20 protein-coding genes and 1 pseudogene are annotated in these 20,601 nt (G+C 70.9%); 7 read left to right on the plus strand and 14 right to left on the minus strand.

Annotated features, from left to right (window positions below):
• Positions 1–64 precede the first annotated feature (64 nt).
• Positions 65–967 (plus strand): S1 family peptidase, encoded by a 903-nt coding sequence (locus tag ACH413_RS02425; protein WP_360029840.1) that lies wholly within the window; start codon positions 65–67, stop codon positions 965–967.
• A 3-nt stretch (positions 968–970) separates the two neighbouring features.
• Here ACH413_RS02425 and ACH413_RS02430 read toward each other — a convergent pair whose 3' ends face one another.
• Positions 971–1,708 carry a zf-HC2 domain-containing protein gene (locus ACH413_RS02430; RefSeq protein WP_360029841.1) on the minus strand — a complete coding sequence of 246 codons (738 nt, stop codon included), beginning with the start codon at positions 1,706–1,708 and terminating at the stop codon, positions 971–973.
• 70 nt (positions 1,709–1,778) lie between these two features.
• Between ACH413_RS02430 and sigC the strand changes: the two genes are divergently transcribed.
• Complete coding sequence (gene sigC, locus ACH413_RS02435) at positions 1,779–2,354, plus strand: RNA polymerase sigma factor SigC (RefSeq protein ID WP_360029842.1); 576 nt, start codon at positions 1,779–1,781, stop codon at positions 2,352–2,354.
• Here the strand turns inward: sigC and ACH413_RS02440 are convergent.
• Positions 2,351–3,025 carry a DJ-1/PfpI family protein gene (locus ACH413_RS02440; protein WP_360029843.1) on the minus strand — a complete coding sequence of 225 codons (675 nt, stop codon included), beginning with the start codon at positions 3,023–3,025 and terminating at the stop codon, positions 2,351–2,353. The genes sigC and ACH413_RS02440 overlap by 4 nt on opposite strands.
• 71 nt (positions 3,026–3,096) lie before the next feature.
• On the opposite strand from ACH413_RS02440, the gene ACH413_RS02445 reads away from it, so the two are divergent.
• Together ACH413_RS02445 and ACH413_RS02450 are read left to right on the plus strand one after the other, a co-directional pair.
• Complete coding sequence (locus ACH413_RS02445; RefSeq protein WP_360029844.1) at positions 3,097–4,224, plus strand: MFS transporter; 1,128 nt, start codon at positions 3,097–3,099, stop codon at positions 4,222–4,224.
• Complete coding sequence (locus ACH413_RS02450) at positions 4,221–4,973, plus strand: hypothetical protein (protein ID WP_360029845.1); 753 nt, start codon at positions 4,221–4,223, stop codon at positions 4,971–4,973. Before ACH413_RS02445 ends, ACH413_RS02450 begins: the two co-directional genes overlap by 4 nt.
• On the opposite strand, the gene ACH413_RS02455 is transcribed toward ACH413_RS02450, so the two are convergent.
• The gene (locus tag ACH413_RS02455; protein WP_360029846.1) at positions 4,954–6,033 is read right to left on the minus strand and encodes an acyl-CoA dehydrogenase family protein; all 1,080 of its coding nucleotides are present in this window, start codon (positions 6,031–6,033) and stop codon (positions 4,954–4,956) included. The two genes, ACH413_RS02450 and ACH413_RS02455, sit on opposite strands and share 20 nt — an antisense overlap.
• On the opposite strand from ACH413_RS02455, the gene ACH413_RS02460 reads away from it, so the two are divergent.
• Positions 5,998–7,779: a CoA transferase gene (locus ACH413_RS02460; protein ID WP_360029847.1), complete on the plus strand. Its 1,782-nt coding sequence runs from the start codon at positions 5,998–6,000 to the stop codon at positions 7,777–7,779. The genes ACH413_RS02455 and ACH413_RS02460 overlap by 36 nt on opposite strands.
• On the plus strand, positions 7,776–9,272 hold the full coding sequence (locus tag ACH413_RS02465) for a class I adenylate-forming enzyme family protein (RefSeq protein WP_360029848.1): 1,497 nt from the start codon (positions 7,776–7,778) through the stop codon (positions 9,270–9,272). The genes ACH413_RS02460 and ACH413_RS02465 overlap by 4 nt, the downstream gene beginning before the upstream one ends.
• On the opposite strand, the gene ACH413_RS02470 is transcribed toward ACH413_RS02465, so the two are convergent.
• From ACH413_RS02470 to ACH413_RS02485, 4 genes are all read right to left on the minus strand, one after another.
• On the minus strand, positions 9,253–10,017 hold the full coding sequence (locus ACH413_RS02470) for a metal ABC transporter solute-binding protein, Zn/Mn family (protein WP_360029849.1): 765 nt from the start codon (positions 10,015–10,017) through the stop codon (positions 9,253–9,255). The genes ACH413_RS02465 and ACH413_RS02470 overlap by 20 nt on opposite strands.
• Positions 9,993–10,820, minus strand: coding sequence for a metal ABC transporter permease (locus tag ACH413_RS02475; protein WP_360029850.1), 828 nt, complete (start codon positions 10,818–10,820; stop codon positions 9,993–9,995). The genes ACH413_RS02470 and ACH413_RS02475 overlap by 25 nt, the downstream gene beginning before the upstream one ends.
• Entirely contained in the window at positions 10,817–11,458 is a 642-nt protein-coding gene (locus ACH413_RS02480) for an ATP-binding cassette domain-containing protein (protein WP_360029851.1), read from the minus strand. The genes ACH413_RS02475 and ACH413_RS02480 overlap by 4 nt, the downstream gene beginning before the upstream one ends.
• Before the next feature lie 126 nt (positions 11,459–11,584).
• The gene (locus ACH413_RS02485) at positions 11,585–13,018 is read right to left on the minus strand and encodes an FAD-binding oxidoreductase (protein ID WP_360029853.1); all 1,434 of its coding nucleotides are present in this window, start codon (positions 13,016–13,018) and stop codon (positions 11,585–11,587) included.
• 130 nt (positions 13,019–13,148) lie between these two features.
• Here ACH413_RS02485 and ACH413_RS02490 point away from each other — a divergent pair, with 130 nt between their 5' ends.
• A complete protein-coding gene (locus tag ACH413_RS02490; protein WP_360029854.1) occupies positions 13,149–14,507 on the plus strand; it encodes an alpha/beta fold hydrolase in 1,359 nt (452 codons plus the stop codon).
• Here the strand turns inward: ACH413_RS02490 and ACH413_RS02495 are convergent.
• The 7 genes and pseudogenes from ACH413_RS02495 to ACH413_RS02525 all read right to left on the minus strand — a co-directional run bounded on the left by ACH413_RS02495 (position 14,480) and on the right by ACH413_RS02525 (position 20,579).
• On the minus strand, positions 14,480–15,370 hold the full coding sequence (locus ACH413_RS02495; protein ID WP_360029855.1) for a zinc-binding dehydrogenase: 891 nt from the start codon (positions 15,368–15,370) through the stop codon (positions 14,480–14,482). The genes ACH413_RS02490 and ACH413_RS02495 overlap by 28 nt on opposite strands.
• Complete coding sequence (locus tag ACH413_RS02500) at positions 15,355–15,978, minus strand: catechol 1,2-dioxygenase (RefSeq protein ID WP_360030364.1); 624 nt, start codon at positions 15,976–15,978, stop codon at positions 15,355–15,357. The genes ACH413_RS02495 and ACH413_RS02500 overlap by 16 nt, the downstream gene beginning before the upstream one ends.
• A 21-nt stretch (positions 15,979–15,999) precedes the next feature.
• A pseudogene (locus tag ACH413_RS02505) lies at positions 16,000–16,220 on the minus strand (dioxygenase); the annotation flags it as partial.
• A 3-nt stretch (positions 16,221–16,223) separates the two neighbouring features.
• Complete coding sequence (locus tag ACH413_RS02510; protein WP_360029856.1) at positions 16,224–16,991, minus strand: citryl-CoA lyase; 768 nt, start codon at positions 16,989–16,991, stop codon at positions 16,224–16,226.
• Positions 16,978–18,117, minus strand: a complete 1,140-nt coding sequence (locus ACH413_RS02515; RefSeq protein WP_360029857.1) for a CoA transferase — start codon at positions 18,115–18,117, stop codon at positions 16,978–16,980. The genes ACH413_RS02510 and ACH413_RS02515 overlap by 14 nt, the downstream gene beginning before the upstream one ends.
• Positions 18,117–19,535 (minus strand): amidohydrolase family protein, encoded by a 1,419-nt coding sequence (locus ACH413_RS02520; RefSeq protein WP_360029858.1) that lies wholly within the window; start codon positions 19,533–19,535, stop codon positions 18,117–18,119. The genes ACH413_RS02515 and ACH413_RS02520 overlap by 1 nt, the downstream gene beginning before the upstream one ends.
• 237 nt (positions 19,536–19,772) lie before the next feature.
• A complete protein-coding gene (locus ACH413_RS02525) occupies positions 19,773–20,579 on the minus strand; it encodes an IclR family transcriptional regulator C-terminal domain-containing protein (protein WP_360029859.1) in 807 nt (268 codons plus the stop codon).
• Positions 20,580–20,601: the final 22 nt, after the last annotated feature.

The raw sequence follows: 20,601 nt of genomic DNA on the forward strand, positions 1-20,601 counted from the left end.
ACCTCGGCGCTGTACGTACACCCAGACAGGAGCGGATCTCAGTCCGGTAACGAGAGGGCGCCACATGGGCAAACACCACGATGACCACCGCCGCGGGAAGGTGATCGCGGGTGCCATCGGCCTCGTCGCCGTGGCGATCACCGCCGCCACGTTCACCGCGAGCCAGGCGGCGCCGCAGCAGCGCACAGCACCGGAGCAGGCCACCGAGACGTTGCGGGAGAAGGCTTCCGTGCCGGGCACCGCGTGGGCCGTCAACCCGGCCACGAACGAGGTCCTCGTCACCGCCGACAGCACCGTGACCGGCGCCAAGTGGGACAACCTGGTGTCCACGGTCAACGCCATGGGCGCCGGCGTGAAACTGCAACGCACCACCGGCACGTTCCAGCTGTTCGCCGAGGGCGGCGACGCGATCTTCGCCGGCAACAGCCGCTGCTCGCTCGGCTTCAACGTCGTCACCGGCGACAACCGCCCCGCCATCCTCACCGCGGGCCACTGCACGGCCGCGGGCAGGCAGTTCTCCCTGACACCGGGCGGAAGAGCCGCCGCCACGGTCGCGCGGTCGACGTTCCCGGGCAACGGCGACTTCGCCCTGCTCACCTACAACGACCGCAACGCCAACGCGCCCAGCGAGGTCGACACCGGCAACGGCCGCAAGGTGCGCATCCAGCGGGCCGCCGAGGCCCGCGTCGGCACGCAGGTCCAGCGCATGGGCAGCACGACCGGACTGCGTTCTGGCCGCGTCACCGGGTTGAACGCCACGGTGAACTACCCCGAAGGTCGTGTCACCGGCCTGATCCAGACGACCGTGTGCGCGGAAGGCGGCGACAGCGGCGGACCGGCCTTCACGGCCAACGGCAATGCGATCGGCCTCACGTCAGGCGGCAGTGGCAACTGCCGCAGCGGTGGTGTGACGTTCTTCCAGCCCGTCACGAAGGCGCTCGCCGCGGTGGGCGCGCGCATTCCCTGAGTTTCAGGCGGCGTCCCGTCTGCTCACGGGGCGCAGCCTGATCCGGCGCCGTACGCGCTGGCGTCCAGCACGGTCCGCCGTGCTGGACGCGTCGTGCGCGGTGTCACCCTCGTTGTGCGCCAAGGGAGTGCGGTCGCCCGGGCCGCGTTCGCTGAAGTGCACGAACGCCAGCAGCACCAAGCCGACGAGCAGCAGCGAGTGGGAGAACACGCGGGCCGCCGTCGCCGTGCCGCTGACGAGATCGCTGGCGGAGTAGGGAATCAGCACGGCGACGAACGCGGCAGTGACGGGCAACATGCCCGCCACCGCGGCCGGGCGCAGTGCCGTCCACAACAGACCGAGGCCGAGTGCGAGGTTCCAGGCCGTGCTCTCGTTGAACAGGTGGCTGCTGTCGACGCCGGTCGTGTGGCCGCCGTGGGCGGACGCGTTGACGCCCACCACCTGAGCCACGCCGAGGGTGAGCTGTGCGACGGCGACCCCGGTGAGCAGCCCGCGCGGCAACCAGCCGCGTGGTGCGGGCGGGGTGATCGGGGGCGCGGCGTCGAGGATCGTCGCGGCCAGGTCCGGAACCCGCGTGGCCGGTCTCACCCGGAGCGTGCGGGTGAGCGCGGCGGCGCTGTCGTGCCATTCCCGGCAGGACGCGCAGCTGTCGAGATGCGCGTCCACCTGGTCGGCGGGCACGCCCTCTGGTTCCCCGTCGAGCCTCGCGGACAGGGCTTCGCGGCAGGTGTAGCACTCCACACCGACATTGTCGGCTATTGAGCGTTCACAGTTCCCAGCAATCTTGAGCGTTGGGTTACTCTGCCGAATCGTGTCGACTTCGAGGAGTGACGACGAGGCGGTGACGGCGTGCGCGCTGGCCGCCGGTGCCGGTGATCGCGAGGCGCTGGAGCGGTTCATCCGCCTGACGCAGCGCGACGTCTGGCGGCTGGTCGCCCACCTCGGCGGCATCGGGGTCGCCGACGACCTCACCCAGGACGTCTACCTGCGCGCTTTGCGCAGCCTGCCGGGGTTCGAGGCCCGTTCCTCGGCCCGCACCTGGCTCCTGTCGATCGCCCGCCGCACCGTCGTCGACCACATCCGGGCGGCCGTCGCGCGCCCGTCGATCGCCTGGTCGGCCGACTACCAGCTCGCCTCGGACGCGGACCGTTACGCCGAGCACGCCCGGTACGCGGGGTTCGAGGACGTGGTGGAGCTCAACGTGATGCTCGCCGGTCTCGCGCCCGAGCGGCGGGAGGCGTTGCTGCTGACCCAGGTGCTCGGCCTGTCCTACGCCGAGGCCGCCGAGGTGGCGGGCTGCCCGATCGGGACCGTGCGGTCGCGGGTGGCCCGTGCCCGTGAGGACCTGATCAACGGGCAGGGCCACGAGGACGTCGGCGTCGTCTAGCGCCGCCAGACGGTGCCACGCCGTTCGTACTCCAGCACGGTCTCCGCGCGCTGGGCCACTTGGGCGCCGACGAACCGTTCGACCAGCCACAACGCCACGTCCAGGCCCGAGGTGATGCCGCCGCCGGTCACCAGGTCGCCGTCGTCGACCACGCGAGCGTTGATCACCGTTGCGCCCTGGGCCGCGAGGTCGGCCTTGGCGGCGGAGTGCGTGGTCGCGTTGCGGCCCTTGGTGATCCCCGCCGCGGACAGGATCATCGTGCCCGTGCAGATGCCTGCCTTGAGCGCGTCGGACTCGGCCAGCCTGCGCAGGAACGCGCGGTCGCGGATCAGCGGGTGCACGCCGGGAGCGCTGGGGTTGGCGTAACCGCCGCCGGGCACCACGAGCACGTCCGCCTCGCCGGGCGACCACCCGTTCGGCACGTCGACCTTGGTGCCGTACGTGCAGGTCACCACGCGGGGGCGGTCGGTCGAGACGAGGGTGGTGCGGAGGGCGCCGCCGCTGAGTTTCCCAGCCAGGCCGAGAACCTCGACGGGGGCGATGAAGTCCTGTTCCTCGACGCCCTCGAACACCAGCACCTGCACTCGCAGGGGTGTCGCGGCGGTAGCGGTGGCGGTTCCGGTGAGTCCCAGTGACAGCGCCGAAGCGCGCAAGAAGGTTCGACGTTCCATGGTTCACAGGTCGGTGCGGAAACGCGTTCGGTTCCGGGGAACTTCACGGCTCGTTCGCGCGACTAGTGGCCGTGGAGAAGGTTCACCTGCGCGGGCGGGCAGCGGTGCCGGTGCTGACGACGGCGGCGATGACCGCGTCGATGCTGCCGTTGTTCCTGCTGGGAGCGCTTTCACCCGCGCTGGTGGGGGAGTTCGGCATCGCGCGGCCGTTGCTCGGCGTGCTCGTGACGGCCGGGTTCGGGGTGGCGGTGGTGCTGTCGCTCGCGATCGGGCCGGCGGTGGACGCGCTCGGACCTCGGCGCTCGATCATCGCGTTGTTCGCGACGAGTGCGGTGGCGTTGGCCGTCTTCGCGACCGCGCCGCACTACGCCGTGCTGGTGATCGCGGTCGCGCTGGGTGGCATTCCACAGGCGCTCGCGAATCCTTCGACCAACAAGCTGATCGCGACGTCCGTGCCCGCGCCGCGGCGGCCCGTTCTCCTGGGCGTCAAGCAATCCGGTGTGCAACTCGGTGCGTTCGTTGCCGGACTACCGCTGGCCTGGCTCGCCGAGGGCGTCGACTGGCGGCTCGCGGTCGGTGTCGCCGCAGCCATGGCCGCACTGGCGGCGTTGGCCTGTATGGCGCTTCCCGAAGATCCCGCGCCGGCTCGGCGTCTACCGCTGAAGGTCTCGCTGACCGCGGAAGCGTTGATCTGGCGGCTCGCGGGATTCTCGGTGCTGCTCGGCTCCGGCATCGCGGCGGTGAACACCTACGTGGCGCTGTTCGCCACCGAGGAACTCGGCTTCACCGCACCGGTCGCAGCCGGGTTGGTCGCGGTGCTCGGCGTGGTCGGGATCGCGGGCCGGATCCTGTGGTCCAGGATGGCGGGGACGTCGGCAGGAACGTTGCTGGTCTGGCTGTCCGCGGCGGCCGTCCTGTCGCCGCTTCTCCTGCTGACCGGGGTTCCCGCACTGGCCTGGGCGGCGATGGTGGTCGTGGGCGGGTGCGCCGTCGCGGCGAACGCGATCTCGATGCTGCTGGTCGTGGCGGCCTCGCAAGGCCCTGAACTGGGACGGAACTCCGCGCTCGTGTCGGCCGGGTTCTTCGCCGGGTTCGCTCTTGGCCCGCCGCTCTTCGGGCTGCTCGGCTACACCGCCGGGTGGGTGCTGGTGGCGGCGGAGTTCCTCGCTGCGGCGGTCGTCGCCTGGCGAGCCCGATGAACCGCCTCGAGGCGACGCTGGCGGAGGTGGGCGAGCGTTTTCCGCTCTACGCCGGTCTTTCAGGCCGTTGGCGCACAACGGCTCGCGGTTCGTGGGCGGGCGGGTGCTGGGCGGGGTTGTTGTGGCTCAACGGTCACCGCGACGCGGCCCGCTGGACGGCGAAGCTCGACTGCTGGCACGACACCGACACCGTGCTGCAGGGCCTGATCTTCTGGTACGGCAGGGGAGACGTCGAACGGGCCGCGAATTCGCTGGCCTCCCGCGCGGTCGACGGCGTGATCCCGTGGGGCACGGCGTTCGGTCCGGACACCGGAAACCGGGCAGACGGCGCGGCCGGTGTGGTGCCGTTGCTGGCTTCCGCCGGCCGGCGCGACCTCGCCCGGTCTCATGTGGACGCGCATCTGGTGTTGACCGAGACCTGGCCGCGTGGCCGCGCGTGGCTGATGCTGGCGGCGGCGGACGCGGTCCAGTGGCTCGGCGACGAGTACCGCGCACGCGCTGAGTCGATGGCACACGAGTGGCACGTGCCCGGCGACACCGCCGCGGACGCCATCGCCGCCGTCGCGATGCTCAAGCTCGGCCTCGACGCGTCGGCACCCCTCGCCCGGTTGGGCAATTCCGTGCGCGACGGCAGGCTGCTCGGCGGCACCTACGACGACTTGGAAGACCACGAACTGATCTGGGGCACGTTCTTCTACGCCCTGGCACTGGCGATCGCGTCCGGGGAGGTCAGTTCGCGCGAGTTCTGAGCACCCGCCGCGCGGTGTCGGAGACGTGCATCTCGTCGGCGCCGTCGAGGATCCGGGCCGCCCGGCCGATCCTGGCGAGCATCGGCAACGTGCCGGGGGCAAGTCCCTCCGCCCCGAACACCTGGATGGCCGCGTCCGTCACCTGGTGCAGGGTGCGCGCCGCCGCGACCTTCGCGAGTCCGATCTCGGTCCGCGCGTCCTGCTGTGCCGCAACGAGTTCGGCGGCCTGCCGGGTGAGCGCCCGCGCCGACCGGATGGCCAGCAACGACTCGAAGACGTGCTGCTGCACCAGTTGCCGGTCGGCCAGCGCACTGCCGCGCACCTGGCGTTCGTTGGCTCGCAGGCACATCAGGTCGAACGCGCGCTCCGCCATCCCGATCCACCGCAGGCACCGCAACGTCCTGCCGAGTGCGAGCCGGGTCCCCGCGATGGCGAGTCCGTCGCCGCCCTCGCCGAGCAGGTGGCCGTCCGGCACGAACACGTCCTCCAGCGCGATCTCGAACTGACCGGCCGCGCCGAGCACCGGAATCTCTCGCACCACGCGGAAATCCGTCGCGACGAACAACGACCCGCTCGCCAGAACCGTGACGTAGGAGGCGTTTCCGGCGCCGGTGGTGAACCACTTCCGCCCGTTGAGCAGCCATCCGCCGTTGGTCCGAACGGCCGTCGTGCGCGCGGCGGCCGGATCGGAGCCCGCCACGCCCGGCTCCGTCATCGCGTAACTGCCGCTGATCTCCCCGGCCACCAACGGCTTCAGCAACTCCAGCACCGCCGGACGGGCGAACCGCTGGAACATCCGCACGTCCAGCAGACACGCGGAACCGAGCGCCGCCGGTCCGTGGTCGCTGCTCCCTTCCTGCTCCGCCAACGCGAAGTACTCCGTCAGACCCAGCCCGCCACCGCCGAGTTCGCGCGGCAGTGGCAAAGCCCACAGCCCGGCGGGCCTCGCCAGCCCCCGCAGCCGCGCGAGTTCTGCCTGACCTGCCTCACCTCCGGCGTCGAGCACCGTCTCACTTGGCTGCACGTGCTCACGCACGAACGCGGAAACCTGTTCCAGCACCGGCACTTCCTCTCCGCTGGGAACTCGGGCGGTGTCCCGTCCGACTGGTGGACGACCGACCGCCGTCGCCAGGAGGAGGCCCGCGTGACCCTGCACCTCGACCGGACGACGAGCGATCCGCCGTTGTCCGCCACCGAGATCACCGTCCGCGGCGACTCGGCCGCGGCCGGCGTGCTCGGCACGCTCCTGCACCAGTCGGGCGCGACCGTCTCCCGGTTCCCGGACGCCGGCGGTGAGCCCGCCCACGTCGAGGCCGCCGCCGAACTGGCCGTCAGCTGGGCCGGACCGTTGGGCGGCGGTGAGGTCACCGACGAGGCGAGCGCCCAGGCCGTGTGCGGCCCGATGCACGTGCACGGCCGCAGCCAGGGCTCACCGCGAGGCCTCGGCCTGGACTACTGCGCCACCGCGGCCGGGGTCATCGGCGGCGCGGGATTGCTCGCGGCGCTGTTCGACGGCCGATCGAGCGTCACGACGAGCGTCGCGCAGTCCGCCCTGATGACGGTCTCGCAGTACCTCGCCGCCGCCGGTGCGCCGGAGGCCGAGGCCACGGCGCTCGAACCGGGCGGGCCGCCGTTCCGCAGCGCCGACGGGGTGCTGTTCGAGATCGAGGCGCTGGATCCGGCGGTGTGGCAGGCGTTCTGGGCTGGACTCGGCGTGCCGGGCAGGGTGATCGGCGCTGGGTGGCGGCCGTTCCAGTTCCGATATCCGACCGCGACCGCGCCCCTCCCGGCAGAGCTGCACGCCGCGACAGAGGCACGGACGTTCGCTGAACTGACGACGCACGCACAGGCGAAGGCGATGAGCATCTGCCACCTGCACGCGCCCGACTCGACGGGCGGACCGGCCTTCGAACTGACCACACTGGACTTCGCAGGGCGGCGAGGCGCGGCGAGTGGACGGATGCGGGTGGGGGAGAGGCAGGCCTCGGCACCGCACACCGCGGCCACGCTCCCGTTGTCCGGCGTCTTGGTGCTGGAGGCCGGCCGCCGGGTCCAGGCCCCCTTGGCCGCCCACCTCCTAGGCCTGCTCGGCGCCACCGTCATCCGGATCGAACCACCCGGCGGCGATCCGTTGCGCGGCATGCCACCCATGTGCGGCGACGCCTCGGCCCGCTGGCTGGCCCTCAACCGCGGCAAGTCCGCCATCGAGATCGACATCAAGGACCCGCAGGACCGCGACCGGCTCCGCGACCTCGTCCGCACCGCCGACGTCTTCCTGCACAACTGGGCTCCCGGCACCGCGGAACGCCTCGGCCTCGGCGCGCACGACCTGGCCGCGGTGAACCCGGCGCTGGTCTTCGTCCACACCTCGGGCTGGGCGGGCAGACTCCCCGACGCCCCGATGGGCACCGACTTCATGGCCCAGGCCCGCACCGGCCTCGGTGCACTCCTGCGTCCCGCCGACGAGCCCCCGGCCCCGTCGCTGATGACGCTGCTCGACGTGCTGGGCGGCCTGCTCGGCGCCTACACGACCGTCGCCGCGCTCCTCCAGCGCGAACGCACCGGCCGTGCGATCCGTGCCGAGTCGTCCCTGCTGGCAGCGGCCGAACTCCTGCGACTGGAAGCGAAAGACCGTCCCGCACCGGGTTTCCGCCGCCCGCTGCTCGGCGACGGCGGCTGGATCCACGAGGGCGTCCCGGTCACCGACGACCTCGCCTCGATCACCACAGACTCGCGGTTCGCCGACGTGATCGCGCTCGACCAAGACCGTTGCCCCGAAGTCCTGACACCCTGGAGGTTCAGATGACGACCACCACCGTCCACGACCTCGTCCCCGCCGCGCTCCGCCAGCAGTGGGCCGCGCAGGGCCACTACCCGGACCGCGACCTCTACGACCTGTTCGCGGTGCGCGTCTTCTTACACCCGTCGCGAACAGCCGTGATCGACGACGACGGCGAGCTGACCTACCTGCAGCTCAACGAACTCGCTCTCCGGATGGCCGCGAACCTGCGCGAACGCGGCGTCCGGCCCGGTGACGTCGTGGCCGTGCAGCTGCCCAACGGCCGGTACGCGGTCGCGGCCGACCTCGCCGTCGCCGCGGTGGGTGGTGTGGTGTTGCCGTTCCCGGTTGGACGCGGCGAGCACGAGGCACGGTCGCTCGTCACCCGCAGCGGTGCGGTGGGCCTGATCGCAGATGACCTGCCCGAGGCCTGGTCCACCGTCTCGTTGCTGGCCCCAGCGGACGTGTTCGAGCCGGTGCGGTCAGATCCCCACGGCCCGGCGCGGATCCTCGTGTCGTCGGGCTCGGAGGCCGAGCCCAAGATGGTGCTGTACTCGCACAACGCGTTGCTCGGCGGGCGCGGGGCGTTCGTCGGCAGGCTGATTCCGCCGGGGGAGGAGCTGCGGGCGCTGTTCCTGGTGCCGCTCGCGTCGTCGTTCGGCAGCAACGGAACCACGGTCACGCTCGCCCGGCACGGCGGCACTCTTGTGCTGCAAAGCAAGTTCAGCGTCAAGTCCACTGTGGAGCTGATCGCACGGGCCCGGCCGACGCATCTGTTCGGCGTGCCCACGATGTTCAAGATGCTGCTGGACCAGCCCGGTGACTACTCGTCGATCCGGGTGATCGCCCCCGGTGGTGCCCAGCTCGACGCGGCGACCGCCGAAGCGTGCCGCGAGGTGTTCGACGCCATCGTGGTCAACGTCTACGGGTCCGCCGACGGCGTCAACTGCCACACCGCTCTGGACGACCCGCCGAACCGCGGTGCCGGACGCCCCAACCCCGCCGTGGCCTCGATTCTCGTCGTGGACGACGCGCTGCGGCCCGTGCCCACCGGTGCGGTCGGCGAGATCATCGCGCGCGGCCCGATGAGCCCGTTGCGCTACGTCGACGACGACCTCAACGCCCGCTACCGCACCCCGGACGGCTGGGTGCGCACCGGCGACCTCGGCGTGTTCGACGCCGAGGGCTATCTCTCCGTTGTCGGGCGCCGCAAGGACATCGTGATCCGCGGTGGCGCGAACATCAGCCCGGCCGAGGTGGAGCAGGCGCTGGCCGCCCACCCGTCGATCCGGGACGTCGCCTGCGTCGGCGTGCCGGACCAGCTGATGGGTGAGCGGCTGTGCGCGTGCCTCGTCGTGAGCGCCCCGGTGACCGTCGCGGAGCTGGGGGAGTTCCTGGGCGAGCTGTCCCGGTTCAAGCACCCGGAACACCTGCTGGTGCTGCCCGAGTTCCCCCTCACCCCCGCGGGCAAGGTCGACCGGGACGCCCTGCGCGTGCTGGCTAGGCGAGAGCGTCGCTGATCGTCTTCGCGTTGGCGCGGTAGACGCCGAGCAGGTCGTTGTCGTCGTCGGGGTAGTTGACGAGGTTGACCTGCTTGGCGTTCGCGTCCGGCAGCACGGTTCCGGTGCTCATGTGGGAGTTCTCGAAGACGAACTGCGGCGCCTTGTTCTTGAGCTCCGCGACCTGCGACGCCGTCACCGGTTCCGGTCCGTACACGCCGAGCAGTTCCGCGCCCGCGAGGTCGGCCGCGTAGCCGACGAACATCTGCGCGACGACCTTGGGCTGCTGCCCGCCCGGCCACTTGGCCTTCACCTCACCGGCGAGCTTGGCGTACTCGGCGTCGAACCCCGCGATCCACTTCTTGGCCGCGTCCTGCGTGCCGAACAGCTCACCGAGCCGCGTGACCTCGGCCTTGACCTTGTCGCGCGAGTTGTCGAGCGCGACCTCGACCTTCTTCGCCTTCGACCCGGCCGCGTCGGTGATCTTCGGCGCGAACGACTCGAACGGCGCGTAGAGCACGTAGTCCGCGTCCGCCACCGCCTTCAGGTCGGACGGCTTCGGGTCGTAGTCCGGCGCGTGCAGCACGGACTTGGGCACGATCACCGTGACGTTGCCGGCCCCGGCCGCCTTCGCGAACCCGGCCTCCCAGCTCGTCGTCGCCACGACCTTGGGCCCGGTCTGCGCGGACTGCGGCTGGGTCTGCGGGGTCGTTCCGCACCCGGCCAGCAGCAGTGCGGCGGTCAGTGTGAGGAGGCGGACTGCCATGCGAGGGTTCTCCGTTCGGGAATGAAATGGGCGGCGAGCGCGACAGCACCCGCGAGAAGTACGAGGACCGGACCAGGTGGCTGGTCCAGCAGCAGGGCCAGGGCGAACCCGGCCAGGTTCACGACGATGCCGATCCCGACGGCCCACAACGCCATCCCGGTCAGGGACTGCGCGAGCCGGCGGGCGGCCAGGGCGGGCAGCAACGTCAGCGCGTCGACGAGCAACGCCCCGGTCAACCGGATGGCACCGGCGATCGCGATCGCCACCAGCACCAGCAGCACGAGCGTCAGCCGGTTGACCGGCACACCCGAGCACGCGGCCAGCTCCCGGTCGTGCAGGAGAAGCGCGAGTTGCCTGCGCCGCCACAGGAACAGCCCGGGCACGATGACCGCGAGCGCGCCGAGCAGGATCACATCACCGGTCTTGGTCGCCAGGATCGAGCCCCACAGCAGCTCGAACGCCGCCGATGCGTTCACGCCGGAGATCGACAGGACCAGCAGTGCGGCGGCGATCGCCAGGCTCATCAACAGCCCCATTGCGCCGGACAGCCCGGAGGAGCTGCGGGCCAGCGGAGCGAGGCCGGCGCCGGACAGTCCACACGCGACCACCGCGCACAGCAACGGGTCCAGGCCGGTCAGCAGGCCGACCGCGATGCCCAGCAACGCGATGTGCATCATGGCGAACCGGACCGGCATGATGTCGAGTCCGATGATCACGACACCGATGATGGGCAGGGCGACCGCGCCGAGCAGCAGGGCGAACGCGGCCCGTTGCACGGCGGCGAGTTCCAGGAGCTCGATCACGTGATCTCCCGCAGCGTCCCGGCGGCCATCTCCAGCACCCGTTCGCACCGCTGCACCACGGCCCGGTCGTGCGTCACGACCACCACCGTGACCGGCAGGCTCGTCAGCAACCCGGCGACCGCGGCCTGACCCTCGAAGTCCAGCGCGGCAGTGGGTTCGTCGGCCAGCAGCAGCCCGGCCCCGGCGTCCACGCACCCGATGGCCCGAGCCAGGTAAGCCCGCTGCAACTGCCCACCGGACAACGTGTGCACCGGCTGCCGCCCGAGATCACCGACCCCGAGTTCTCGGGCCGCCGCGCGGGCGGGTTCCAGCGCGCCGCTGCTGGCCAGCAGTTCGTCGACCAGCAACGGGAACCGGCCCGCCGCCTGCCGTTGCGGAATCCACGCGATCTCCCGCCGCCGCCGAGCCCAGTCACCGGCGGTGCGGGCCTGCCGCTCACCGACCTCGACGACCCCGTCCGCCGCGCGATGGAGCCCGAGCACGGCGCGCAGCAGCGTCGTCTTGCCGGAGCCGTTCGTGCCGGTCAGCGCCACGCGTTGGCCCGGCGCGACGTCGAGGGAGACGTCGCGCACGACCGTTCTGCCGCCGTGCGCGCAGCTCACCCCCGCCAGCCGCACCGGCAGACCTGTCGTTTCCACGAGCATCTAGTCGGAGCGCGAACCCGATCAGTTCCCTCAGACGGGTGAGTTCGGGAACTTCCGCGCCACACCGTCCGACCAGTGGACGGGTCACACCGGGCCGGTCACCAACTCACTGGCTCGGTGTCACCGGGAAACGGCCTGCGCGAAGGCGAACACGTGGTCCGGGTCGTACTTCGCGGCGACGTTCTGCAGCCGGGCGAGGTTGCCGCCGTAGTACGCCTGCGCCCACTGCGGCATCTGCGGGTCGATGTAGTTGACGTAGCCGGTGTCGCCGACCAGCGCGCCGAGGCCGTCGCGGATCTTCGCGAGCCGCGTGCGCGCCTCGTCGGCGCCCTCGGGTGGTGTCTTGAGGTAGATCTGGACGTTCGCGAGAGCCGTGCGGTGCGGGAACGCGGTGGCGTCCGGCGCGACGTCGGCCACCGCGCCGCGTAGTCCGTCGAAGATCAGGTACGTCTCGTCCGACTGACCTGCCAGCAGGGTGACGGCCTTCGCCGGGTCGCTGATCGGTTCGCGCACCACGCGCGAGGACGCCACGGCGGACTCGCGGGCGATCGGGCCGCCCGCGAAGTACTGGGTGGCCTCGGCGTAGGTCTGCGGCTGGATGAACCGGGAGGCCGGGGCGGGCAACTGGTTGACCAGCGCGGCGAGTTCGCCGACGGAGCCGATGAAGCAGCCGCCGATCTTGCAGCTCGGCTGGGCGCCGCCGCGCACGACGACGTTGGACCACAGCTCGTTGGGCGCGTCCGCGATCCACGTCTGCCACGCCCCGAGCGCGTCCGCGGCGCCGGTCGGGTACGACAGCGAGAAAACGGTGACCTCCGGCGCGGGCACGGTGGCGAACACGAACTCCGTGACGATCCCGAAGTTGCCGCCACCGCCGCCGCGCAACGCCCAGAACAGGTCGGGCTCCTGCTGGGCGGACGCGGTGAGCAGCCGTCCGTCCGCCGTCACGACCTGCGCCGATACCAGGTGATCGCACGTCAGCCCGTACTTGCGGGAGAGCACGCCGATGCCGCCGCCGAGCGTGAGACCCGCGACGCCTACAGACGGGCACGTACCGGTCGGCAGGCACCGCCCGGACGCCGCCAGCGTCTTCGCCACGTCACCGAGCGCGGCGCCGGAACCGACGCGGACCTGGTCACCGGGCAGCACCTCGATACCGGCCAGCCCGCGCACGTCGACCTGCAGGCCACCGGACGGCGACGAGTACCCGGCATAGCTGTGGCCACCGCTGCGGGCCGCGAGAGCCACCCGTCCGCGCGCCGCCTCGACGCACGCCTGCACGTCCGCGGCCGAACTGACCTTGGCGACTGCGGCGGGCTTCTGGCCGTCCCACACGGGGTTGAAGCCCTGGTAGGCGAACCCGTCGTCGCCCGCGAGCACGAGCCGGCCGGACAGCTTCTCGCGCAAAGCGGTCCAGTCGGGCGGTCCACTCGGAACGGACGAACTGGACGGTGGCGGAAGCGGGGAGGTGGGGGAGGTGCAGGCCGCGAGTGCGGCACCGGCACCGGCGAGCCCGGCGACCTTCAGAAACCTGCGTCGATCCACCCGGTCCATGGTGGCACGCCATGATCACCCGTGCAGGTTGTACGACCTGAGGTGGACTTTCATCCCCGACCGCAGCGTGATGACCGCTGACGAGCCGTAGATCCACTCTCAGGTCGTGACATTTCGCAGCAGTGCACGGATGACAGCGGTGGCGGCGGTCGCGGGGATGATCCCGCTGACCTTCGCCTCTCCAGCCCAGGCGACACCCGACCTCGGATGGGGTGCGTGCGACAAGCCGGTCGCGGACGGAGTCGAGTGCGGCACGCTCACCGTGCCGATCGACTGGGCGAAATCCGGCAAGGGCACGGTCGGGCTGCGCGCCTACCGGCTGAAGGCCGAGAACAGCAAGGGCACGATCCTGGGCTTCCCGTCCGGCCCCGGTCAGCCCGGTGACTTCACCTTCGGCACCCTGCGGCCTGCTCTGCCCGGCTACGACCTGATCGCACTGGACCCGCGCGGCGTCGGCGAGAGCCACCCGATGACCTGCGACGTCGACAAGATCTTCAAGATCCCGTACGTGCCGCCGACGGACGCCGGGGCGTTCGAGGCGCTGAAGAAGAACCAGAAGGACTTCTGGTCCACGTGCACGACCGGGGTCGCGAACCTCGACGGCCACCTCGACGCGTACAGCACCGCGAACGACGCTGACGCATTGCGGAAGGCCGTGGGTGCCAAACGGATCAACGTGTACGGCATCTCGTACGGCACGTTGCTGGCCGAGCGGTACCTGGAGAGGTTCGGCCAGCACGTCGATCGCTCGATCATCGAGGGCGTGATGAACCCCGACCAGAGCCGCCGGGAGTTCATGACCACGGCCGCGGCGGGCGTCGAGGCGATCTTCACGAAGTTCACGCAGTGGTCCGCCGAAACGCCCTACAGCGCGCTGCACGGCCAGAACCCGGCCGACGTGTTCCGCAAGGCCCAGCAGAACGCCGGCAGGCTTCCCGGCAAGTTCTTCGGCTTCCCGTGGTCGGACGTCATGATCACGCGGTACTTCGAGATCTTCGCTCCCCGCGACTTCGCCGGGGTGGCCAAGGGACTGCGCGATCTCGCTGACGGGCGCAACCCGTTCCCGGACGAGCCCGGCGGCGAGCAGCCGCCGCAGAGGTTCGAGTACGCGGACCCGAACACCTGCTCGGACTGGCCGTTCGCCGTGCCGGACGTCGAGGAGGCTCGTGCTGATCTGGCGTCGACCAGGAAGGCCGCGCCGGTCGTCGGGTACTCGACGAACTCCAGCAACTACAGCTCGATCTGCGTCGGCGGCCCGAAGACCGGGCGGCCCAAGCCGGTGTCCTCGCGCAGCACGCACCCCACGCTGTTGCTGAGCAACACGCTCGACCCGGCGACGCCGAAGGTCTGGGCGGACGCGGTGCAGAAACAGCTGGGGCGCAAGGCGATCCACGTCGTGACGGACCAGGTTGGCCACGGCGGCGGCATGGAAGATCCGGTGACGCTGAAGAAGGTCCAGGACTACATGGCCAGCACGACCCGGCCGTGATCCTTGCGGTGCCAGGCATCCGTGACGTCGGCGAGCGGCACCACCTCGTGGTCGACGGTCAGCTCACCCTCGGCGGCGTGCCGGGCGATCACCGAGATGGCGTCGGCCCGCTGCCGCCCGGTCAGCTCGTTGTTGGTGTAGCCGGACAACCGCAATGACCTGCTGCGCAACGTGGACGAGGTGATCGGGGACGTCTCACCCGCCGAACCGCCGAGGTTCACCCACCGGCCGCCTGGGCGCAACGCCTGGGCGGCCGCGGCGGCGGGCGCTCCGAACAACGGGTCGATCAGCAGGTCGGCGCTCTGATCCGCCACGTCCTCCAGCGACACCACGACGTCGGCTCCCGCTCGCGCCGCGCGTTCCCGGCCCTGTTCCGACCGTGCGGCGGCGATCACCCGTCCGGCACCGGCCAGTCGCGCGAGCTGGATCGCGGACTGCCCGACCGCGCCACAGCCGAGCACGATCACGGTCTCCCCGGCGGTCAGCTCACCCCGCCAGATCAACGCCATGTACGCGGCGACGGCGGACAACCCGAGTGCGGCCATCAGCACCGGGTCGACGTTCGGCAGGAACACGAGATCTTCCTGCCGTGCCACCGCCTTCGCGGCCATGCTCCCGTCGCCGGGAGCCATCCCTGCGGTGGTGGGAAACCACACGGTCCGGCCGTCGACCGTCCCGATCCCCTGAACTCCTGGCACATATGGCGTCGCGGGCACGCCGAAGTACGAGGTTCCACTGGCGCACAGGAGATCCAGCGGTGTGATGGGTGCGGCGAGGACGTCCACGACGACCTCGCCGGAAGGCTCGCCCCGGTCAGCGAGCGACGGCGGCTGACCGGGACGAACGACTAGTGCGGCGCGCACGGCTGCAGGACGAAGTCGTACTCGGCGAGCACCCAGGGCACCTCGGACAGACCGCCGTCCGGGGTGACACCGGGTTCGCGCGGCACGAACCTGACCACCAGTTCCTGCTTGGTGCCGAACACGACATCGCTGTCGAGGTACTCGGCGCCCTCCTCGAACAGGTGCGTGATCAGCGGTTCGAACCCTTCGGCGGTGAGCAGGAAGTGCACGTGCGCCGGCCGGAAGTGGCTGATCTCGGTCTGCTCGATCAACGCGCCGACCGGCCCGTCCATCGGGATCGCGTAGCCCTTCGGCGTGATCGTCCGCACGCAGTAGGAGCCGTCCGGCTCGGCCCGGTACTTCGCCCGCAACCGCGCCTCGTCCACGTCGAGCTGGGCCTCGTACGCGCCGTCGGCGTCGGCCTGCCAGACGTCGAGTACCGCCCCGGCCACCGGCGAACCGTCGAGCGAGCGCACGGTTCCGGTGAGGTAGAGCGGAGTTCCGGTCACGTCGTCGGACATGTCACCGCCGAAGCCGAGTTCGGGGGAGCCGTCGATGTGGAACGGCCCGAGCACGGTCGCCGGCGTCGCCTCCGGCGCGAACCGGTGGTTCATCTGCACGACCAGCATGCTCAGCCCGAGCACGTCCGAGGCGAGGATGAACTCCTCGCGCTTCTCGTCACTGATGTGCCCGGTCGCGGTGAGCCACTGGATCGCGCCATCCACTCGGCCTCGGTCAGCCGCACCTCGCGGGCGAAGTCGTGCAGGTGCCGGATGAGCGCGGTCATGAGCTGCGCGGTCCGCGGGTCCTTCGCGGTGGCCCAGCGCTGCTCGGCGAGCGCGGTGATGTTGTCCTCGGTGACGAGCTGCATTGCTCACTCCTCGACAGGTGCTACGGACCTGGTGTTCGTGTCGACAGAAAGGAAGATCTGGTTGGCGACGGGGTTGCGCAGCTCCTCGGCGAGCTGCCCGATCAGCCCGGCGGTGCGGGCCAGCAACGCGAAGCCCCGCAACAACTCCAGCGGCAGACCGAGGTCGGCCAGCACCGCGCCGCACGTGCCGGCGCCGTTGAGCGGCAACGTCTTGCCGAGGACCTGCGGATGCACCCGCCCGATCGCGGCGAACAGCGAGAGGTGCGGCCCGATCAGGCCTTCCTCCTCGGCGATCTCGAACAGGCGCGGTGTGCGGGGATCGCCGTTCTTGTGCACGTGGTGGCCGAGCCCGGGGATGCGTGCTTTCCCCTGCGCCCGAACGGTTTCCAGCGCGAGCTCGTCCCAGTCCTCGCGCGGCGCGTGAGCGCTGATCACGGCGTTGAGGAACCGGCCCGCGTCCTCGGTGACGCCGAGGAACCGCGACCCGCCGCCGAGCAGCCCGGCGGCGAGCGCGCCCTGCACGGAGTCGGGAGCGGACAGGAAGGTCAGGCGGCTGACGATCGCGGTCGGCGTGAACCCGTGGTCGGCGAGCGCGGCCAGCACCGCCTCGAACAGGCGCGTCTCGCCGGGGCTCGGCCTGCGCTGGGTGGCGAGCCAGAACGCCAGCTCGCCGAAGCCCACGGTGCCCATCACGTCCCGCGCGAGGTCGTGCCCCAGCAACGTGATCGTGTCGGGCGTCGACGCGCCGAGCGCTGTCTCATAGACCGTCACGGTCCTCCTTCAACCACTTGCGCAGCTCGTCGCCGTGCTCGTTCAACTCCGGTGGCGGCAGCTCGTAGACAGCCGGCGTCTCCGAGAAGCGGATCGGGTGCCGGGTCGTCGGCACGTCCCCGACCACCACGACCGGGTCGAGCCCGAACCGTTCCGCCATCGCGAACCCGCCGTCGATCGTGTTGATCGGCCCGCACGGCACCCCGGCCGCCACGAGCAGGTCGAACCACTCGACCGCACCTCGGGTCCGCAGCCGTTCCACCAGCACCGGCCGCAGCTCCTCGCGGTTGCGCGTGCGGTCGGCGTTGCGGGCGAACCGCGGGTCGTCCGGCACCTCGGACAGCCCCAGGACCTCGCACAGCTTGCGGAACTGGCCGTCGTTGGCGGCCGCGATGATCAGGTCGTTGTCGGCGGTCGGCAGCGGTTCGTACGGGAACACGCTGGGATGCGCGTTGCCCATCCGGAACGGCACGACCCCGCCCGCGACGAACGCCGAGCTGTGGTTCACCAGGCCGGTCAGCGCCGAGGACAGCAGGTTCACCTCGACCAGCTGGCCCTGTCCGGTCTGATCGCGGTGACGGAGTGCCGCGAGGATGCCGATCACGGCGTGGTTGCCCGCCATCACGTCGAACACCGAGATGCCCGCCCGGTACGGAGGCCCGTCCGGATCGCCGGTCAGGCTCATCAGTCCGGAGATCGCCTGGACCATCAGGTCGTAGCCGGGCACGTGCTTGCCGTCCCCGGAACCGAAACCCGTGATCGACGCGTAGATCACCTTCGGGTTGTCCGCACTCACGCTCGCGTGGTCGAGCCCGTACTTGGCCAGGCCACCGGGCTTGAAGTTCTCGATCACCACGTCCGCGCGCCGGGCGAGCTCACGGCCCAGCGCGGCGTCGTCCGGTGAGCGCAGGTCGAGCGCGATCGACCGCTTGCCCCGGTTGACGCCGAGGTAGTAGGTCGAGACGTCGTCGCGGACCGGTGGCATCCACGTGCGGGTCTCGTCGCCGGCCGGACCTTCGACCTTGACGACCGAGGCGCCCATGTCGGCCAGGAGCATGGTCGCGTACGGGCCCGCCAGCACGCGCGAGAAGTCCGCGATGAGCAGGCCTTCGAGTGGACCACCCATCAGACGGACGTCCGGGTGTCGCCGCGGTACTCGGTGTAGGTGTAGGGGTTGTCCAGCACCTTGGACTCCGGGACGTCCGGGTTCATGCCCTTGGCCCATGCCTCTTCACCGAGCTGCGTCCGCAGGTGGTCGACGGTGTCCGAGACCTGGGTGCGGATGGAGCCGAGGTCGACGCCGACGAGCTTGTGGTCGCGCTTGACGATCCGGCCGTCGACGATCACGGTGTCCACATCGGACCGTTGTGCCTGGAACGCCACGTGCCCGTACGGGTTGAGGATCGGGAACATCGCGGGGGAGTTCTCGTTGCGCAGCAACACGATGTCGGCCTTCTTGCCGACCTCCAGGCTGCCGAGGTCGTCCGCGCGTCCCAACGCCCGCGCGCCGCCCATCGTCGCCCACTCCACGACCTGCTGGGCGCGCAACGACGAGTGCGTGACGGTGTCGTTGTTGCTGTGCGCTGCCATGTGCTCGCGCGATCGGTCTGCGCCCAACGTCGTGCGCATCGCGGAGAACAGGTCGCCGCTCCACCACACCGAGGTGTCCATCGACAGCGACACCGGGATGCCGTGCTCGCGGATCGCCCAGGTGGGCGGGTAGCCCTGGCCCGCGCTCTGCTCGCTCTCGGTCGACACGGAGATCGACCCGCCGGTCGCCGCGATGCGGTGGTAGGAGTCGGCGGACAACGTCGCCGCGTGCACGTAGATCGACTGCGGCGTCATGAACCCGTTGTCGTACATCAGCCTGATGCCGTCGTCGTTCGTCGCGCCCCACACGCCCGCGTGCGTCGTGACGGGGACGCCGAGCTCCCGTGCCACCTCGAAGGCGGGCTTCTCGGGGAACGACGGGTCGCCGGTCACGTCGAACGCGAGCTGGAAGCCCAGCATGTCGTCGCCGGTGATGCGGCGGGAGACGAAGTCGCGGAACTCGGGCGTGGCCGTCCAGGAGGCGGGGCTGTCCTGGATGTTCCCGTACGCCAGCACGAACCGGCCGGGCACCGCCTGCAACGCGTCGACGGCGGCGTCCGCGTGCTCGGTGGTCTGCAGACCGTGCGACCAGTCGACGGTCGTGGTGACACCGGCGTCGAGCGCCTCGGCCGCGCCGAGCAGGTTGCCGGCGTGGATGTCCTGAGGCCGGAAGACCTTGCCCCACTCCAGGTAGTACCAGACGAAGTACTGCGTGAGCGTCCAGTCGGCGCCGTAGCCGCGCATCGCCGTCTGCCACATGTGCCGGTGCGTGTCGATCATGCCCGGCATGACGATGCCGTTGGTGGCGTCGACCTCCTCGGTCCCCTCCGGCACCTCCAGCCGGGGCCCGATCGCGGCGATCCGGTCGTCCACGACGAGGACGTCGTGATCGACGAGGGGAGTGCGGCCGTCCATGGTCAGGACAGTGCCGTTTCTCAGGACGACGGAACTCATCGGGAACTCCTTGACCGTCTGGCGGACAGGTGTCCGTTGAATCGTCAACCTTCGACGGCCTCAGGTCAACCCCTAAGGGCCTGCATCGAGGTCTGGTCCGCGATAGCCGGGCCCGAGGCAGCCCCTGGTGGTGCGGCCGAACGACCCACGTACAACACCGGTACGCGGGCCATTCGGCCGCACCACCAGGAAGCACCTCAAGCTCGACTCTCCTCGAACCAGGCCTCGATACAGGCCCTAGGACGCGACGACCTCGTGCGGCACCGTGCCGAGCCGGGCGAAGTCGGCGCTGATCTCGCCCGCCACCTGCAGCAGGAGGGGCAGGTGGTGCTCCACCATGTGCTCGACCGACGTCTCCGACGCGTGGCAGTTGACGTTGATCCCGGCGACGACCGCGCCGTTCCCGTCCCGCAACGGCGCCGCGACCGACCGGATGCCCAGCGCGAGCTGCTCGTCGGTCAGCGCCCACCCGCGCGCCCGCACGTCCCGCAGCACCGCGTCGCGCTCGGCCGCGTCGGGCTGCCACTTCGGCGTCAGCCCCGACCGGGTCGGCTGCGCGAGCACGGCCTCCAGCTCGGCCGGTGGCAACGCGGCGAGCTGCACCTTTCCCAGCGAGGTCGACAGCGCCGGGAACCGCGTGCCGATCTGCACGGACAGCGTGACGATCTTCGGCACGGCCACGCGGGCGACGTAGATGATGTCCGACCCGTCGAGCTGCGCGATCGACACCGACTCGTTGGTGCGGGCGCACAGGCGTTCCATGTGCGGGCGGGCCACGTCCCACAGACCCATCGACCGCACGTACGCGACGCCGAGTTCGAGCACCCTCGGCGTGAGCGCGAAGCCGGCCTCGCCCTGCCGCACGTACCCGAGCTCGACCAGCGTCAGCAAGATGCGGCGCGTGGTCGGCCGCGCGAGCCCGGTGGCCGTGGCGACCTCGCTCAGCGTCATCACCGGCCGCAACGGCTGGAACGCGCGGATCACGTCCAGGCCGCGGGCGAGCGCCTCGATGAAGTCGGGGCCGGTGTCAGGGCGAGCAGGCATGTCCCCACGATATCGGACACTT

The organism is Lentzea sp. NPDC020367, assembly GCF_044387305.1.
Classification (GTDB): domain Bacteria; phylum Actinomycetota; class Actinomycetes; order Mycobacteriales; family Pseudonocardiaceae; genus Lentzea.

Coding starts and splice junctions, on each gene's coding strand:
- ACH413_RS02485 (WP_360029853.1), bottom strand. CDS start 13,018: ATGGACCGGGTGGATCGACGCAGGTTTCTGAAGGTCGCCGGGCTCGCC.
- ACH413_RS02515 (WP_360029857.1), bottom strand. CDS start 18,117: ATGGGTGGTCCACTCGAAGGCCTGCTCATCGCGGACTTCTCGCGCGTG.
- ACH413_RS02520 (WP_360029858.1), bottom strand. CDS start 19,535: ATGAGTTCCGTCGTCCTGAGAAACGGCACTGTCCTGACCATGGACGGC.
- ACH413_RS02450 (WP_360029845.1), top strand. CDS start 4,221: ATGAACCGCCTCGAGGCGACGCTGGCGGAGGTGGGCGAGCGTTTTCCG.
- ACH413_RS02425 (WP_360029840.1), top strand. CDS start 65: ATGGGCAAACACCACGATGACCACCGCCGCGGGAAGGTGATCGCGGGT.
- ACH413_RS02470 (WP_360029849.1), bottom strand. CDS start 10,017: ATGGCAGTCCGCCTCCTCACACTGACCGCCGCACTGCTGCTGGCCGGG.
- ACH413_RS02440 (WP_360029843.1), bottom strand. CDS start 3,025: ATGGAACGTCGAACCTTCTTGCGCGCTTCGGCGCTGTCACTGGGACTC.
- ACH413_RS02465 (WP_360029848.1), top strand. CDS start 7,776: ATGACGACCACCACCGTCCACGACCTCGTCCCCGCCGCGCTCCGCCAG.
- ACH413_RS02490 (WP_360029854.1), top strand. CDS start 13,149: ATGACAGCGGTGGCGGCGGTCGCGGGGATGATCCCGCTGACCTTCGCC.
- ACH413_RS02500 (WP_360030364.1), bottom strand. CDS start 15,978: ATGCTGGTCGTGCAGATGAACCACCGGTTCGCGCCGGAGGCGACGCCG.
- ACH413_RS02525 (WP_360029859.1), bottom strand. CDS start 20,579: ATGCCTGCTCGCCCTGACACCGGCCCCGACTTCATCGAGGCGCTCGCC.